The organism is Mycolicibacterium parafortuitum, assembly GCF_002086815.1.
GTDB lineage: Bacteria > Actinomycetota > Actinomycetes > Mycobacteriales > Mycobacteriaceae > Mycobacterium > Mycobacterium parafortuitum.
The window spans coordinates 88,825-104,458 of sequence record NZ_MVID01000009.1 but is presented as its reverse complement, the minus strand read 5'-3'; the positions used below and the strand labels follow the sequence as shown (position 1 = coordinate 104,458).

The 15,634-nt window shown below is 61.0% G+C and carries 12 protein-coding genes; 8 read left to right on the top strand and 4 right to left on the bottom strand.

Annotated features, from left to right (window positions below; genetic code table 11):
- Nucleotides 1–222: 222 nt before the first annotated feature.
- Together BST38_RS12750 and BST38_RS12745 are read right to left on the bottom strand one after the other, a co-directional pair.
- Nucleotides 223–1,080 carry a hypothetical protein gene (locus BST38_RS12750; RefSeq protein ID WP_083143668.1) on the bottom strand — a complete coding sequence of 286 codons (858 nt, stop codon included), beginning with the start codon at nucleotides 1,078–1,080 and terminating at the stop codon, nucleotides 223–225.
- A gap of 50 nt (nucleotides 1,081–1,130) precedes the next feature.
- Nucleotides 1,131–1,541 (bottom strand): hypothetical protein, encoded by a 411-nt coding sequence (locus BST38_RS12745; RefSeq protein WP_133057226.1) that lies wholly within the window; start codon nucleotides 1,539–1,541, stop codon nucleotides 1,131–1,133.
- Nucleotides 1,542–2,540: 999 nt separating this feature from the next.
- Between BST38_RS12745 and BST38_RS12740 the strand changes: the two genes are divergently transcribed.
- From BST38_RS12740 to BST38_RS29015, 5 genes are all read left to right on the top strand, one after another.
- Nucleotides 2,541–3,650: a tyrosine-type recombinase/integrase gene (locus BST38_RS12740; RefSeq protein WP_083143664.1), complete on the top strand. Its 1,110-nt coding sequence runs from the start codon at nucleotides 2,541–2,543 to the stop codon at nucleotides 3,648–3,650.
- The gene (locus tag BST38_RS12735; RefSeq protein ID WP_065070328.1) at nucleotides 3,647–3,982 is read left to right on the top strand and encodes a helix-turn-helix domain-containing protein; all 336 of its coding nucleotides are present in this window, start codon (nucleotides 3,647–3,649) and stop codon (nucleotides 3,980–3,982) included. Before BST38_RS12740 ends, BST38_RS12735 begins: the two co-directional genes overlap by 4 nt.
- Nucleotides 3,972–5,486 carry a site-specific integrase gene (locus BST38_RS12730; RefSeq protein ID WP_179963969.1) on the top strand — a complete coding sequence of 505 codons (1,515 nt, stop codon included), beginning with the start codon at nucleotides 3,972–3,974 and terminating at the stop codon, nucleotides 5,484–5,486. The genes BST38_RS12735 and BST38_RS12730 overlap by 11 nt, the downstream gene beginning before the upstream one ends.
- Nucleotides 5,483–6,349, top strand: coding sequence for a hypothetical protein (locus BST38_RS12725; protein ID WP_133057225.1), 867 nt, complete (start codon nucleotides 5,483–5,485; stop codon nucleotides 6,347–6,349). The genes BST38_RS12730 and BST38_RS12725 overlap by 4 nt, the downstream gene beginning before the upstream one ends.
- A 233-nt stretch (nucleotides 6,350–6,582) precedes the next feature.
- Nucleotides 6,583–8,565 carry a UvrD-helicase domain-containing protein gene (locus BST38_RS29015; protein ID WP_163767597.1) on the top strand — a complete coding sequence of 661 codons (1,983 nt, stop codon included), beginning with the start codon at nucleotides 6,583–6,585 and terminating at the stop codon, nucleotides 8,563–8,565.
- A gap of 157 nt (nucleotides 8,566–8,722) precedes the next feature.
- Here BST38_RS29015 and BST38_RS29205 read toward each other — a convergent pair whose 3' ends face one another.
- Nucleotides 8,723–9,454, bottom strand: a complete 732-nt coding sequence (locus BST38_RS29205; protein ID WP_133057224.1) for a hypothetical protein — start codon at nucleotides 9,452–9,454, stop codon at nucleotides 8,723–8,725.
- A 144-nt stretch (nucleotides 9,455–9,598) separates the two neighbouring features.
- Between BST38_RS29205 and BST38_RS12715 the strand changes: the two genes are divergently transcribed.
- Nucleotides 9,599–10,723: a hypothetical protein gene (locus BST38_RS12715; protein ID WP_133057223.1), complete on the top strand. Its 1,125-nt coding sequence runs from the start codon at nucleotides 9,599–9,601 to the stop codon at nucleotides 10,721–10,723.
- A 568-nt stretch (nucleotides 10,724–11,291) separates the two neighbouring features.
- On the opposite strand, the gene BST38_RS12710 is transcribed toward BST38_RS12715, so the two are convergent.
- Nucleotides 11,292–11,750: a winged helix-turn-helix transcriptional regulator gene (locus tag BST38_RS12710; protein ID WP_066830397.1), complete on the bottom strand. Its 459-nt coding sequence runs from the start codon at nucleotides 11,748–11,750 to the stop codon at nucleotides 11,292–11,294.
- A gap of 53 nt (nucleotides 11,751–11,803) precedes the next feature.
- On the opposite strand from BST38_RS12710, the gene BST38_RS12705 reads away from it, so the two are divergent.
- Both BST38_RS12705 and BST38_RS29880 read left to right on the top strand, forming a co-directional pair.
- The gene (locus tag BST38_RS12705; protein WP_082929338.1) at nucleotides 11,804–14,548 is read left to right on the top strand and encodes an ATP-binding protein; all 2,745 of its coding nucleotides are present in this window, start codon (nucleotides 11,804–11,806) and stop codon (nucleotides 14,546–14,548) included.
- A 59-nt stretch (nucleotides 14,549–14,607) separates the two neighbouring features.
- Nucleotides 14,608–15,633 (top strand): alcohol dehydrogenase catalytic domain-containing protein, encoded by a 1,026-nt coding sequence (locus BST38_RS29880; protein WP_066830193.1) that lies wholly within the window; start codon nucleotides 14,608–14,610, stop codon nucleotides 15,631–15,633.
- Nucleotide 15,634 lies beyond the last annotated feature (1 nt).

Below are 15,634 nucleotides of genomic sequence, written 5' to 3'. Positions count from 1 at the left end.
GAAACGTGGTATATCATACTTGGTACGTCAGCGCCGCGCCCGCAGTAGGTACGAGCATAAAAGGCATGGACCTCGAGACCTTCACGGAATGTGGCTGGTGACTCTGTCGGTGGGCCGCGCCATTCACGGCGGAGCGTCGTGGCCGGCCCGCCTTCCGAATGCGCGGGGCACGCTCGATGGCGCCGCTACCGAACGTCGGTAGCCAGGCCGATAGTCGAGAAGTCACGATTTAAGTAGCGCCGCGATGTCCTCATCCCCGCGGCGGCGCAGGACAGCGGCCACATCCTTTCGCGGACAGTCCAGGCTGGTTGCCAGCGCAGCCTCGGGAGTTCGCACGGGCCGTCCCAGCAGGCGTCGCAGTCGAGCAAGCCCGGTGACGTCGGCGCCGAGGCGTTCTACGGTTAGCGATGCGTTGTCGAGGGTGAAGATCAGCAGCAACGTGTCCAAGCCTTGGGCGTTGACGGCGCGGGCCTGTGCGCGAAGGGATGCGATCATGGGTCCGTTGGTCGACACCAGCCGCCAGAGCACTGCCACAGGGCCTTGTGCGCTGTCGAACTCGCGGCGCTCATCGGGACTCAACCCGAGCGCTGCGGCCACGGCGGGGTGCAGCGATTGCCCCGATCCGCGCAGTAGGTCCGGTTTCACCGGCAGGGCCAGCCGGATTTCGTTGGCGCCGTTGCGGTATGCGCCGCGCGCGGCCCGCAGCGGCGGTACTGGCGGCCACGGGTCGTCGGCGGTGCGTCGCCGGACTGTCGCGCCGTCGCTGATGAACGCCAAGCTGTCGGTGAGGTGGGTTCTGATCGAGGATTCGGCCACGTCGGGAATCTCGGCACGCAGCATGGTGATCAGTTCGCGGGTGTTGATCCGGCCGCCGGCAGCGTCGATGCGGGCTCCGATCTCGCCGGATATGCCGGCGTGGGCGGGTAGATCCCAGATGCGCAGCCCCCAGGTGCGACGGGTGACGCGAAGGAATCGCGGGTCGGCCGACATCGCTTCGCGGATCCGCTCCAGCGACACGCCCGAACCGAGCGCCGGAGAGATCTCTTCGGGTGTCGCAGGGAAGTGGCGCGCGTGCAGCACCGCCTCGATCTGGGTGAATGCCGAGTCGCCCCATCGAACCCAGACGTCGCCTAAGCTGCGCCAGTCCTCGCGGAGCGCAGGTAGACCGCCGCGGTGACCAGCGGCATCCCGATGGCGGTAAGCGCATGCAGCAGCGCATCCGAGGTCGGCGCCGGGTCGCGGGCGAAGGCTTCGTCGACAGCGGTCGCTGCTTGCTGAAGGCCATCAACGGCCGCGTTCTCAAACCAGTCTCCGCGTCGTAGGTAGGGGCCGGCGGCGTGCAGCAGCACCTGGGCCTCGTCGCCGTGTGGATCCATGCCCAGGCGCTGCAGCTCGGAGAGCACGGTGGCGGCGGGAAGGTAGAGGCCCAATCGGTCGGCAAGCTGGGTAGCCTGCTCGCGCACTTCGGCGTGAACAGGATCGTCGAGAAGCTCGGCGAAGCGCGCCTCGGCCCGGGGAAGGTGGCGCGCCACCCACTGCACCCGGCACCCGCCCTGGGCGGGTGCCGGACGCTCAGCGGGTGGCACCATTGGCGCGGCGCTGAAGGATTAGACCTCGTCGATCAGTTGACCGCGAGGCGGGACGGGTGCAAGCGGCCACCCGAGGAGTTACGTCACTGTGACGATAATGCAGAACCTCTATGCCGCAACGTGTTTGACATGACCATGGCCGACGACGTCGAACCGCATCTCAGCTTGTATCGGACGGCATTGTGTTTCGGGGGAGGATCCGCGAAAGGCGATTGTGCTCGAACGTGGGCCCGCCGGTGCTATATCGAAAGCGCGATGAGTGGGCTACCAATGCGCTCGATATCACGCCGCCCGGGTCGTGTCGTGACGCCAGCCGCTGGACGGCGACTCACGTCTTCGGGTCGATGTTTCGGGACTTTCTGGCCTGCGAAAGGGGTTGCCCTTCGTGCACAAATACGTCACGGTGACGAAATGGCGCGCTGCGAAGGGAGAGGCCGGGGCGGGCGCGGCGCCGGCGAGGGTGCGCGGCGTGTGGCCGGCTGATGGCGAAAGTCGTTCATCTCGCCGCCGGTGCGGAAGCGTCGACATGTCGGATCCCCAGTCATTCGAAATGGGAGCCTTGGTGCGCGCGCTCGAAGTTGGAAACGCGGGTGGGCCTGGCGGGGCGATCCTTTCGGGCCGAGATCAAGGACATTGATCATCAGGCGCGTGGCGCGACGAGCCTCCGCAGCTCGGCGAATCGCCGATAAGCCACATTATGTCAAATTAACCACTGCATATTGCATCAGATGAATCAACGCCCGGCCGCTTGTCGGCCACCACTCTTCCTGTCGGTTTCGGCTGCGTTGCAACAGTTTCCGCCCACCGTCCCGCTCTGCGGACTCGTATCGGCAGCCATGCTCGCTACGCCCGTGGGCCGTTCCGGCAACACGCTGACCTGGGGTCTTGACTTGATGATGCAACAGATGAATCATTGATTCATCTGTTGATACCAGAAGACGGGAGTTTCGGGTGGCAGTCGACGACGTCGGACGTGCATATCTCGTTGACGCGGTCCGGCCCCTGCACCCCGAAGAACAGACAGTCGCCGAAATGCTCCAGGGCTGGCGCAACCAGCAGCTCAGCCGCAATCTGCAGTTCGAGACTATCGACTCACGCATCACGCAGGTGCAGCGCTTCATCGAGCACTCGAACGAGTTCCCATGGACCTGGACCGTCGCCATGGTCGACGAGTTCTTCGGCGATCTTCGGAGTATCCACGGACTCGCCCAGTCGTCGATCCGTTCGTATCAGGTCGGCCTGCGACAATTCTGCTCCTATGTCAGCAATCCGGACTACGGCTGGGACCGCGTCTGCGAAGCACTGTTCGGGACTCACCCCTCCCAAGTCTTCTTCGACTGGAATACCGCTCGACACGTCCAGGAGAACGAGGCCCGGCCCGAGAAACGCGCATTCACCAAGCGCGAACTTCAAGACTTCTTCGATCATGCCGACGAGCAGGTATCTGCCGTCGTAGCTTCGAGCAGAAAGGGTTGGCTGCCCGCATACCGCGACACCGTGATGTTCAAGATCGCCTACTCGTATGGGTTGCGGTTCAACGAACTGGCCCACTTGCAGACGGTCGACTTAGCAAGGAACCCCCACGCTAAGGAGTTCGGAAAGTTCGGCCTGGTTCATGTGCGATACGGCAAAGCGAAGAAGGGCTCCCCGCCGAAGCGGCGCAGCGTCCTGACAGTCTTCGATTGGACGCCCGAAGTGCTGGTCGACTGGCTGGAGAATGGTCAGCCCCATATGGACGACGGGATCGACCTGTTCCCCAGCGAACGCGGAAATCTCGTCTCGGAAACCACACTCATCAGGCGGTTCCGCCGGTACTGTGACGATCTCGACCTCTCGCCCGGCCTCGATCTCCACTCGTTCCGGCGATCCTATGCAACGCACTTGCTCGAAGCCGGCTGGGATGCGATGTTCGTTCAGCACCAAATGGGTCATGAGCACGCGTCGACCACAGCGATCTACAGCTGTGTCAGCAGCGACTACCGCACCCGAACGCTGCGAAATGCGCTCGACGCCACTATCGCCGCAGCGCTTGAGTCGAAGCTGAACGGCGGCGCCGGATGAAACGCGATGTCGACTACCAATGGCGGCTCGCCGAGCTCATGGCGGGTAATCAGATGCACAACAGTACCGACCTCATCCCACGGCTGAATGAACGCGGCATCACGCTGTCACGGCCACAGGTCTACCGACTCGTCCACCAACGACCCGAACGGGTCTCTCTGAAGCTCATCGCCGCCCTCTGCGACATCTTCGACTGCGGCCCAGACGATCTCGTCACTGTCACCGCTGCCGACGCCCGCAAGAAGGCCGCCAGCGCCGGCCGAGAGAACGTCGTAGAACTCAACAAGGCCATCCGCCCCAAACGTGCTCGGATCCTCAGCGATGACGATTGAACCGCTGCGCCGGAATACCGTTCGCGGACGTCCCAAAGTCACCGACGGATCAATGGAGTGCGCTCGTTGCCACCGCGAGATGCGGCGCACGGCAGCAACATGGCCAGAAGGCTGCATCTGCAATTCCTGCTACTACGAAGCAACCAGCCTGTACGGCGACTGTCCCAGCTGCGGATTCCACCGCCTTTTGCCGGGCCGGCTGGAAATCAGCGATCAAGCGGTCTGCCGAGACTGCGCACGTATCCGGCAGAACTTCTACTGCACGTCGTGCAACGAGGAGCGGCGACCCTACCGCGGCAATGTATGCGCACGTTGCAGCCTCCGCGAAGACCTTGAGCGGGCGTTCCTCCACCCGGACTCCCCCGCGAGCTTCACACAACTTATCGACGCCCTGTGCGCAGCCGATCGCGCCGAGAGCATCATCACGTGGAAACGATCGGACAAGGTTCAAGCACTCCTACGCTCCCTCGGAGATGGCACCACTCCCCTCACCCACGACGGCCTGGACCAGTACGAGCCCGCGGGCCGGCACGTCGACCACCTACGGGCCATCCTGCAGCACCATGACGTAATTACCGCACGTGATAAGTATCTTGCCTACTTCGAGCGGTGGATCGAAGACAAGCTGCGCCCGGTGTCTGACGCCGAGATAGCGCAGCCGATAAGGCAATTCGCTTTTTGGCACCACCTCAAACGTATCAACGAGTTGGCACTCGCCGGGAAGCCGACGCGCGGACCCGTTCACGCCTCGAAGCAGGACATCACTGAGGCACTGAAGTTCCTCGAGTGGCTTCGAACTGAACGTGGCCGAACTATCGCCGACTGCACACAGCAAGACGTGGACCTTTGGGTCGCAGGGGGTCCGACCACACGGCACCTCATCCGGACGTTCATCATTTGGTGCCAAAAGATGCGGGTCAACCGATCAATCACGCTCGGACATCGACAGGCCAAGACGGTCCGGGTTCTCACGCAAGATCAGCGGCTCGAGTGGATTCGAGAGCTTCTGTCCGGCGACAGCGAATCGCTCCCCTACCGGGTCGCCGGAACGCTGCTACTGCTCTACGCCCAGCCACTCGTGAAGGTCGCAGCCATACCGATGAGCAAGGTGCTTGTCTCTCCCGACGGACTATCGCTCGAACTCGGCGTTACTCCCTCGCCCGTTCCTGAGCCATTCGCTGCACTGCTCAAGAGCCACGTCACCAACAGGCCAAACCTTCGCACAGCAGGAGCAGACAATCCCTGGCTGTTTCCGGGGTATCGGCCCGGCGAGCACCTACACCCCAACACACTGATGGATCGTCTTCGGTGGCTCGGGATCGACCTGCTGGGGGCTCGTAACACTGCACTGCGCGAACTCGTGATCCAGGTACCGCCTCCGGTCGTTGCCGAGATGTTGGGCTACAGCGACCAAGTGGTGCATTGGCACGCTGCACTCGCAGCGCAGCCTTGGGTTCGGTATTCGGCGATTCGAGTCGAGAGTCGTGGTGGCAGCGGCGCATGATCGGTACCAACAGACATCAAGGGGACGCACCGATGGCCGATGTGTTTGCCGAATTTTGTGATTTCAGCACATCGGAGCCTCTTCGCCAAGGTGACATTCTGGAGGCCATTGATATCAATGCTGCAATGTGGGAGCGCCACCTAATGGTGATTACGGCCGATTGCGACCTCGCTTTCAACAAGCATCATGGTCGAGTCACTTGCATACCACTACTGACAGCCGAAGAGTATCTTCTCGAGATGGTAGTCCCTCGTGTGCGAAACCGACTCGTGGAGAAGCCTGTTGGCGAGTTGCTCAAAATACTAGACCGCATCGGCGGGCCGCGAGTGTCTGCGGAGCGATTGCGGCACTGGACCACGGAAGAGTCCGCGGACTCCATAATCCAAGCCTTGAAGCTGCTTGAGAAAGATGCCGTAATCGCCAGGGCTGCAATCGAATCGATTCAGCAATTAGACGCGTCCGCGGACGAACTGAATCAGGCCTTGAGAAACCTCGTCGACGGCCAATTGGGCGGCGATAAACCGCCTACGCGTAAGAATGCTGTCGCAAGAGTGCTGGATCCGGTAAGGGAGGCCTATCAGCGCCCTCCTGGTGATGCGATGTTCATCAGCACATTTGCCGCATCTCACGACAGAGGATACTTCGCATACCTCCGCCACCTAGAGCAGGTCTGGGAGCCTGAAGTTGCCATCGGCCCGAAACATAGGGATGCCAAATACAAGCGCATCTCCCGACTACGCGATCGCTACACACACGCGCTGGTTCAGCGCTTTGCCACCGTGTTCATGGCTATTGGGCTACCTCATGAGTACGAAGAGGCCCGCGATGTCTATTTTGAGCTCATGGGAGATGCGTTGAAATGAAGCCTCTTGTTACGTCCGCGAACGCACTCCGCGTTCTAGCGACAGGTTTGGCGCCAGAGGCGGTAGATGCATCCGTCGACCTCCACCTGAGCGAGACAGACGAAGCTGAGTACTTGGTTACGGCTAACGATGATCTCGAGACACAGCGTGTAGTACTTATTCGCGACGAAGGATGGACGGACAAGCACACTCCGGCGGATCTAGCTAGATCTCGTCGCAGCGTTCTAGGGCGGATGGCCTCTTTTGTTGACCGCGTCAAGATTTCTGGGAAGCTATCCTTACCCAGAGGTTGGCACCAGTACAAGCACGGCAATCTTGTCGCATTTTTCGCGGTTCCCAGAGGGGCGAGTGAAACACGCTGGATTGCGGAGGTATTGCCCGGGACCCGGTCAGATGTCGTGTATTGGCGCACTACTACATCGGACAGCAAAACCACCCTCGAAGATTTCGATCTCGCGGGCAGGCCCACGCTTCCTGATTTGGAAGCCCAGTGGAACAGAGTCATCCAGTCAGCAACGGATTTCTTCGAAGGCCAGTCCAGCGCAGCTGATGTGGATATGTACCTGCCTGCGCTATCTCAGTCGCCAACCAAGGGTTGGTCATATGATCGATGGCTTGAGGCGATTAGTGACGATCAGCGATCCTTCATCGACGCGCCGGCGACAAGTTCAATTCGGTTACGCGGCCCCGCAGGTTCTGGGAAAACCCTCGCTCTCACCATGAAGGCGATTGCGGAGGTCCTTCGAGCGAGGCAGGTAGATCAGGACATCCGCGTCCTTGTCACAACGCATAGTTGGTCGCTAGCCACAGAGATTTCCGAGTCCATTGATTCGATGAGCCTCGGGCCGCTGCCAGAAATAGATGTCTTCCCGCTGCTTGAAATTGCCGAGAATATTTCACCCGCATATGCATCAAGTGTTTCGACTTTCACCGTACTTGGAGAGGACAGCTTCAGCGGAAAGCAGGCACAGTTAGACGAAATTATGGACGTGATCGATAATTTTGTCGAGGGCGACTGGGTTACATACCGTGCAAAAGCTTCTAGTGAACTTCGATCGAGACTCGACTCCGCTAATGAACAGGACCGGAGCGCTTTGGCATGGGACCTCTTGGTTGAATTCGGTTCGGTCATAGGCGCAGCCGCGATATTCCCCGGAGCGGGTTCCGATACAAGGTATTTTCAGATTCCGCGAGCACCATGGATGTTGCCCCTTTCATCGAGGGCTGACCTAGAGGTTGTATTTCTGCTGTACACGCGCTTCATGGAGGGTCTCGAAGCGCGCTCGTTAATGACTTCAGACCAGGTACTGGCAGACTTTCTGAGCCACCTCGAAACCCATGCATGGAACAGGTCACGCAAAGATGAGGGGTATGATCTTGTTTTTGTCGATGAGTTTCATTTGTTTAGTCCGCTTGAACGGCAGGTTCTGCACTACTTGACCCGCGACGTGAGAAGTTATCCGAAGATATTCATGGCTCTTGATCCACGACAGTCGCCGTCGGAATCATTTATTGGAATCGCTGCGGACCACGTGCAGTCATCCACTAATTTTGCTCCCGAAATTTCTTTCGGGGAGGTTACCAACCTTGAGCTAACTAGAATTCACCGCTTCACGCCGCAGATCTTGGAGTTGATCAAACATATTCACTTGTTCTTTCCGACTCACAACTTAGGGCATGAGTGGGATATCGATTTTTCAAAAGTGGAATCGACTAAGGACGATGGCCCTATTCCAACATTAACAACTTCGGAATCTCATAATTCAGAAGAAACTGACATATACCGCGTAATTCGGGATGTCTACCCGCACGGGCGGGTGGCGTTAGCAGTTGTTGATACGCGCCAATGGCCTCGATTTACCAATTTAGCGCATCAAATTTCTCAGTCAGGGCGTTATCACGTCGCGTCTATCACCGGCCGGGGCGACGTTGATGGCTTAGGCTATCGGCGCCGTGGGTTACTGGTTGGGCCTGCAGAGTATCTTGCTGGTTTGCAGTTCGAGACGGTCATTGTTGCTGGCATTCCCGACCTTCAGGCCCCCTACGTTGCCCCTAACGAGAAAAGCCGGTTGCTGTCGCTGCTCTACCTGGCGATCAGTCGTGCCGAACGGGATGTCATGGTGTTCGTGAACGAAGAGGACGGTGGCGCCCCCGAAGTTCTTTTGCAAGGGATTTCTAAGCGGCTAATTCGCGGAGTGCGGGGTAGTTTCGTTTAGCGGTGCCAAACCGCGATTTCCTATTTTTAGAGCATTGGGCCCGCCCTTTCTTATCGCGGGCTATGCAGACCGATTATGCACGAATCCAAACTACCGAATGGCTAGCCAGCATTCACATGCATGGTAACGAGCTAGTTGGGGAACGAGGCTAGCACGTTTACTCCGGAGGGCCCGGCTTCCCGCTGCGGTGATCCATGTAATTGTCCCATATATAGTGGACTTCATTTTTAGCAATCCACCACCGAGAGGAAAATCGTTCCTTGAATCTCTCTGATTTAGGCCTGTACTGACCCGCGCCGATAATTTTCCGGGTGCGAGAATTGACCGCCCAACTCCTGCCGTAGGCGTCGAGAAATAAGACGTACGCTTCGTCCAAATTGAACATCAGCTCGGGCACAAAAATTTCGTGTTTCTCACCCGCCGGTATCTCAACATCCCCTTGATTGGGTGAGTTCGCACTAAACCTTCGCGCTTTTTCCTTTAGCAAACGCCGCATCAGGAGATAGTATTCGTGCGACGGATATTTGTAGGTGTTGGATCCGCCTACACCCATTGCCGGCGTTTGATTGACCTCACCAATTGTCAGAGCAGTCATCATCGACATCGGATCTACTACCGTGCGGACATCGAAGATCGATTTATCGGACCTGTTCGTGATCTCGACGTAAGCGCCCTTTACTTTTCTGACGAAGACTAACGATGCTTGGCCTCGGTTTGCAGTTCGCCGCTCGTGGATAAAGAACACCACGGCCGCTATGAAGGCTCCCCCGGTTCCGATTGCCCCGAACCACTCGGCAGCGTTCCCCCACGCTTGTGTCCAAAATAGACCGTGCCACCAATTGACTAGCCAATCCACCCACAGATAATCGCATGGCAGACCCTCGGACACGGAAGGCACTGCTCGGCTGCAGTGCTAGAAATGGCCACGCTGGTGGCTACTTTGCGCTGCCTTCGCGACGTAGCCAGAAGCACAGGCCGCCGGAACCGCCTCGCATTGGGATTCAGTGTCGGAGGCGGACGCTATCGTTTTTCCATGAGCGAAGGCTTACAGGAGCCCATCGAGCCATTGGTCGGGGTGGTGCGTACCGCCGACGTCGAGTTCAATCAGTACTTTCACCCGGCACCAGAACACCGCTGCCCTTGCGGATCCGGCCGTCAGTCACGGGAATGCCATCTCGGGGAGGGGCAACGCTGGATCGCCACGCGACCTCCGCCGCTACTGACCGGACCGCGGACCGGGTACGCCAACCCTGGCTGTTACGCACGCAGAAGCAACGACTGCGACGACAAGCTCACCCGTGAGCACTTCATCACCGATGATGTGCTCGAAGCCATTTCTCACGACGGCAAGGTCGTCATCGTCGAAGGCGCGTCCTGGCAGGACAAGGCTCAACGGTCAAAGACTGTTGGTCGGCAGGGTCTCTCGACGCGGATGCTGTGCCACCGACACAACAGCGCACTCTGGCCGTTGGACAAGATGGCCGCTGAATTTTTCCGGTACCTCGTGGAGGACCAGCTCGACATTTTCAAATACCTCGGCAATGACCGCAGGAGCGAATTCTCGCGCGGGTTCGTTTTGGCCAGCGGACCCTTCTTCGAGCTCTGGCTCCTCAAAGTCATATGGGGTGCCATCGAGTCAGGAACGATGGAGATCGACGGCTCGCCTGCATACCGCTTTCGACTAGGGGTTACGACCGAACAATTGGCTGAGATCCTGTGGCGTGGAGCCGACTGGCCTCCCACTTGGGGCATGTACATGCTGCTTGATCGCGACAACGACCAACCGATCATCACCAAATCCGCGCGCCTGCGCCTCGCGAATATGAGCAGCGAAATACTGGGCGGGTACGTTCAAATCGCTGGCATCGAGTTCCTGATAGGTTTCGAGACACCGCCCGTCAGGCGGCTCTACCGCCCCCACGGCCTCTATTTCATGCGTAAGGGATTTCCCGTCACGAGTTGGAAGTCAATTGTCTTTGCGTGGCCGGACCTAGATCACCTCGACACTTTGATGGTGAGCACTGCGCCGCCGAGCGAGGATTTCACGGTGCCACCTAACCCACGCGCAGCGAGCTTTCATCACGGAATCGCCGAGGGATCGTTAAACGTCAGGAGCGTGCCGCAACCTCCGATCATTGCGACGGATAACACTACTTAGCCCAGCACAGGGGCGTGAACCTCACGGCCCCACAGGATGGACATCGGCGTGGATAACCGCAGGACGGTATCCATGATCATGTCCGCCTCGGGCGGAGCTAGTTCGATCCAGTACCGACCGCCGCAGTCTGCCCGGCCAGACCAACTGGAAGAATATGCAGGAATCGAATATGGCGGGTTACCAGTAACTGCTCAATTCCATTGTAGGAACAGATCATTCGGCTGCTCTTCTTGTTGTCCGGTCTCTTGATGCGGCCAGTTCGTGCTGACCGCAGGGCAGCTGCCCCGGTCCGCCAACTCAATTGAGGAGGAGAGCATAAGGATTTTTTTCTCACTCGGGTCGGCAGTTCGCTGTATTACGCCGTCAAATCAGCCGTTAACGGACACCGGCCTCGTGCGGCCATAGCCGTCCCGTCGTTCGTTCTTCCCGTGTTGCGATACTTCCCGGCAAAGGCCGTGCTCAGCGGGACTCGTGTCGGCTGCAGCGCCGGGTAATGCGCGAACTTGCTCGCTTCAGTGGCAGGTCGCGTCACGTCGCGGGTGCGGCCGGCAGGTAGATCCGGGTGTTGTCATTGCGAGATCGGCGCGGCGGCGCTGACCAGGCGGACATCCGTGCTGGCCGCCGCGGTACCGTCACGGTGCCGGAAGCCTGCGATGACTGGCTCGCCATTGCTGTCGACGAATCGATACGGCGTGCCTTTGCTTCGGTCTGCGTGTTTGTAGCCCCACTGGCCGATTGCTCCAAGGACCACGACCAAGTCGCGACCGGATTGCGTCAACTCGTAACGGCTGCGGGTGCGGTCGCCCGGCTCGCGGTATTCCACGGTCTCCAGTACGCCGGCCGACACAAGTTCGGCCAGCCGGGCGCTGAGGATATCCGAGGCAATTCCTAACTGCTCCTTGAACTCCGAGAATCGGGTTCTGCCGAGGAATGCTTCGCGAATGATCAGCATCGACCACCGCTGCCCGATGACCGCCATAGCGCGCGCGATAGGACAGGGATCGTCGGACCACGGATCGGTACGCATCGCCACACCCTATCTGAGTTGGCATCTCCAATCCAGGGTGGTACCGTCGGCACGTGATCGGCCGCGACAACGAGCTGGAGGCGATCACCGCCGCCGCCACCGCGTTGGCAGAGCGCGGATGTGCATTGGTCGTAGAAGGCGAGCCTGGGATCGGGAAGACCACCCTGCTGGCGGCTGCCACAGGGTGGGCGAAGCGCCAGGGGTTCATCGTCTTGTCGTGTGCCGGGGTGCAGTCGCAGGCCACGGTGGGCTACGCGGGTCTGCACGAATTGGTGCACCCGATTCTCAGTAGCGCCGACGCGTTGCCAGAGCACCAGCGGACGACCCTGCTGGCCGCCCTCGGCCTCGCTGAGGCCGGCGTGCCCAACCCGCTGCTGATCGGCGTCGCGACGCTCGGGCTGATCGAGGAGGCCGCGGCCACCCGACCCATGCTGCTCGTGATCGACGATGCGCAGTGGCTCGACGATTCCACGCTGCACGTTGTGACCTTCATCGGGCGCCGCATCACGAACTCGCCGGTGATGATGCTGTGCGCCGCAAGGCCCCGCATCGACGGGGAATCGTCACAACTCTCGTCGTTGCCGCACCTCCAGTTGGAGGCACTGGATATCGCGACGTCGCGCGTCCTGATGGAGGAGGCGCTGGCCGGTGTCGACGGGCACGGGGTCAGCGCGCTTACCCAACGGCGCGTCTTGACCGAAGCTGCGGGAAATCCGTTGGCCATCGCCGAACTCACGAAGGCACTGTTGGCCGGCGGCGAGGAACAGAGAAACCCGTCGCCGACGCCTCTGCCGACGACGCGTCGCATCGAACGCGCTTTCCGGGAGCAACTGGATGGCGTTCCTGAACCCAGTCGCCGGATGCTGGGACTGATCGCCGCCGGCGGAGATACTGCAATGGCTGAACTTGCCGACGCGGCGCGGCACGTCGGTCTGTCAGATGCCGATCTGGATCCACTCGAGCGGTGCGGGCTGATCACAGTCGTCGCCGGATCGCTCCAGGTGCGCCATCCCCTGATCCGGTCTGTGGCCTACCGGGCGATACCTCTGACGCAACGCTCGGCCTTCCACCAGGCGCTGGCCGACGCGACCACCGATGCGATGAGAGCCGCCTGGCACCGGTCGGCGGCGGCCTATAGATCCGATGAGGGGGTCGCCGCCGACCTCGAAACCGCGGCCCAGACCGCACAACTTCGTGGCGCCAATGCAGAAGCGGCACGCGCATGGCGGCGTGCGGCCGCGCTGTCGCCGTCGGCGAACGATCGCATCCGCCGCCTCGTCCGCGCAATCGAACCCGCGTACCGGGCAGGGCTGACCGCCGAAGCGATGGACATCCTCGATGAGGCCGAGCCGTTGGCCATTGATCTCGGGCACCAGTTCGATCTTGCGTTCGCGCGCTTCACCCTCGCCGTCACAACCGGCGTAACGGCGCCGCCGGTAGAGGATCTGGTGGCGCTGGCGGACCGGTTGGGAAGCCACGGTGAGTTGGACACCCATATCCGCCTGCTCGCCGCCGCGGCAGCGCAGTGTCGGATGCACGGACTCGACGAACGTGACCGTGATCTGATCGCCGAGCGCCTGCACCAAATCGAGCACCTGGACCACCCGGCAGTCGAAGTGGCCTTGGCGACCCTTGAGGACACCAAGTATGCCCGCCAGTTCCGTTGCCGCGCCGCAACATTGCAGGATGCCCTGAGTGATGATCTGACGGCGCTGATGTCGATGGGGTTGGCCGCCGAGTCGGCTTCTGATCTGGCGACCGCTCAGTCATGCTGGGACGGTTCCATCAAGGTGGCCCGAAGGACAGGTGCGCCCGCGATCGAGTGTGAGGCGCTGCGCGGCTCAGCGCGATCGCAGATCATCGCCGGGCAATTGACCGAGGCCGCCGTCAGCGCGCACAACGCATTCCGGATCGCCACCGATGCGGATCTCGGGCTCAGCATGGGCGCTGCAGCCGCCCTGCTGGCGCGGATCCAAGCATGGCAGGGCGATACCAAATCCGCTCAGCAGTCACTGGCGACAGCGCAACAGAACCTGCCCAGCGACACTCCCCTACTGTGGCTCGACGACCTGGCCTGGGCCAGTGGCCTGCTTGCTCTGAGCACACACGACAGCGAGCGCGCCTTCACCGAACTTTCGCAGATGAACCGTGACCGCAGTTCCCGTCGCTGGGCTATCGCCGACCTCACCGAAGCCGCCGTCGCCAGTGGCCACACCCGAGTGATCTGCCAGCTTGTCGACGAGATCGACACCGAGGCGAGCGCGCTGGGTTCCCCACACATCGTCATGCTGGTACACCGCAGCCGGGCCTTGATCGCCGGTACGGACCAGCACGCAGAGCACCACTTCCACGCCGCGCTGGACATCGAGGACGCCGAGGCCCAAGCGCCGTTGGAGTACGCCCGCACCCAGTTGAGCTACGGCGAATGGCTCCGACGACAACGACGCATCATCGACGCACGCACCCAGTTAGCCGCAGCACTAAGATTTTTCGAACACCGCGGAGCAGCGCCCTGGGCTCAACGCACACGAGGCGAACTGCGCGCCGCCGGCGTGCAGGTGCCAGGCGTGGCATCGGCAATCGACGTGCTCACGACCAAACTCTCGCCGCAGGAATTACAGATCGCACGGCTCGCAGCGGCCGGACTGACCAACCGCCAGATCGCCGACCAAATCTACATCTCACATCGGACGGTTGCGGCGCACCTGTACAAGATCTTCCCCAAGCTCGGCATCACTCGCCGCGCTCAACTACGAGACGCCATCGAACTCGACAACGCCACGCCCGCCGGCGAGTAGCCGTACTTGTGGTCAACGTACTTATGCCGCGACGCCGCTGGAGCTGATGGCATGGATACATGAACTCTTATCGGGCATATCAGGTCACTAAACATCGCGAATTCTCCCTCGTCGACCGCGAACTGCACGACCCCGCCCCCGGGCACGTGCGGATCCGGACGGCCGCGTGCGGGGTATGCCACAGCGATGTTCTGGCCGTGGAGGGACAGCGCCCAGACCCGACGACCCCAATGGTTCCCGGTCACGAGGTAGTCGGGACCATTGATGCCATCGGCGCCGGGGTGGAACCTCGGTGGCAGGTCGGTGACCGCGTCGGGGTGGGATTCCTGGGCGGCCAGTGCGGTCAGTGCGACTTCTGCCGCCGCGGTGACTTCGTTAACTGCACCGACCAACCCCAGCCCGGGACAACCGTCGACGGCGGGTATGCCGAGATCGTCTACGCCAGGGCCTCTGGGCTGGTGCGGGTTCCGGAGGCCTTCGACGCGCTGACGGCCGCACCCCTGTTGTGTGCCGGGGTGACCGTGTTCAACGCCCTGCGCGTCGCCCAGGCGCCGGTGAACTCCCTGGTGGCGGTACAGGGTATCGGAGGATTAGGACATCTGGGCGTGCAGTACGCCAAGAAAATGGGTTACCGCGTCGCCGCACTAGCCCGCGGCACCGAAAAGGCGCGACTGGCCTCGACTTTGGGCGCCGACCACTACATCGACAGCGCCGCCGAAGACCCCGCCGCCGCGCTAACCGCACTCGGCGGTGCGACAGCGATCATCGCCACGGCCGCCAACGGAGCATCGATGGCCGGACTGGTAGCCGGACTCCAACCACGGGGCAAAATGATCGTCGTCGGAGCCTCACCAGAACCGGTACCGGTCCACACCCCCGATCTGATCTTCGGCGGGCGCAGCATCATCGGAAGCCTCACCGGATCCGCCATCGATAACGAAGACAACCTCGCATTCAGCCTCACGCACCAGATCGCCCCGATGATCGAACCACTCCCCTTTCACGAAGCACCGCGCGCCTACGACCGAATGATGTCCGGCCGCGCACGATTCCGCGTCGTCCTCGACTTCACCCTCGCTCAGTGAT

Excerpts from the sequence above, each read along its gene's own strand:
- BST38_RS29880 (WP_066830193.1), top strand. The coding sequence starts at position 14,608 with ATGAACTCTTATCGGGCATATCAGGTCACTAAACATCGCGAATTCTCC.
- BST38_RS12735 (WP_065070328.1), top strand. The coding sequence starts at position 3,647 with ATGAAACGCGATGTCGACTACCAATGGCGGCTCGCCGAGCTCATGGCG.
- BST38_RS29015 (WP_163767597.1), top strand. The coding sequence starts at position 6,583 with ATGGCCTCTTTTGTTGACCGCGTCAAGATTTCTGGGAAGCTATCCTTA.
- BST38_RS12710 (WP_066830397.1), bottom strand. The coding sequence starts at position 11,750 with ATGCGTACCGATCCGTGGTCCGACGATCCCTGTCCTATCGCGCGCGCT.
- BST38_RS12730 (WP_179963969.1), top strand. The coding sequence starts at position 3,972 with ATGACGATTGAACCGCTGCGCCGGAATACCGTTCGCGGACGTCCCAAA.
- BST38_RS12715 (WP_133057223.1), top strand. The coding sequence starts at position 9,599 with ATGAGCGAAGGCTTACAGGAGCCCATCGAGCCATTGGTCGGGGTGGTG.
- BST38_RS12725 (WP_133057225.1), top strand. The coding sequence starts at position 5,483 with ATGATCGGTACCAACAGACATCAAGGGGACGCACCGATGGCCGATGTG.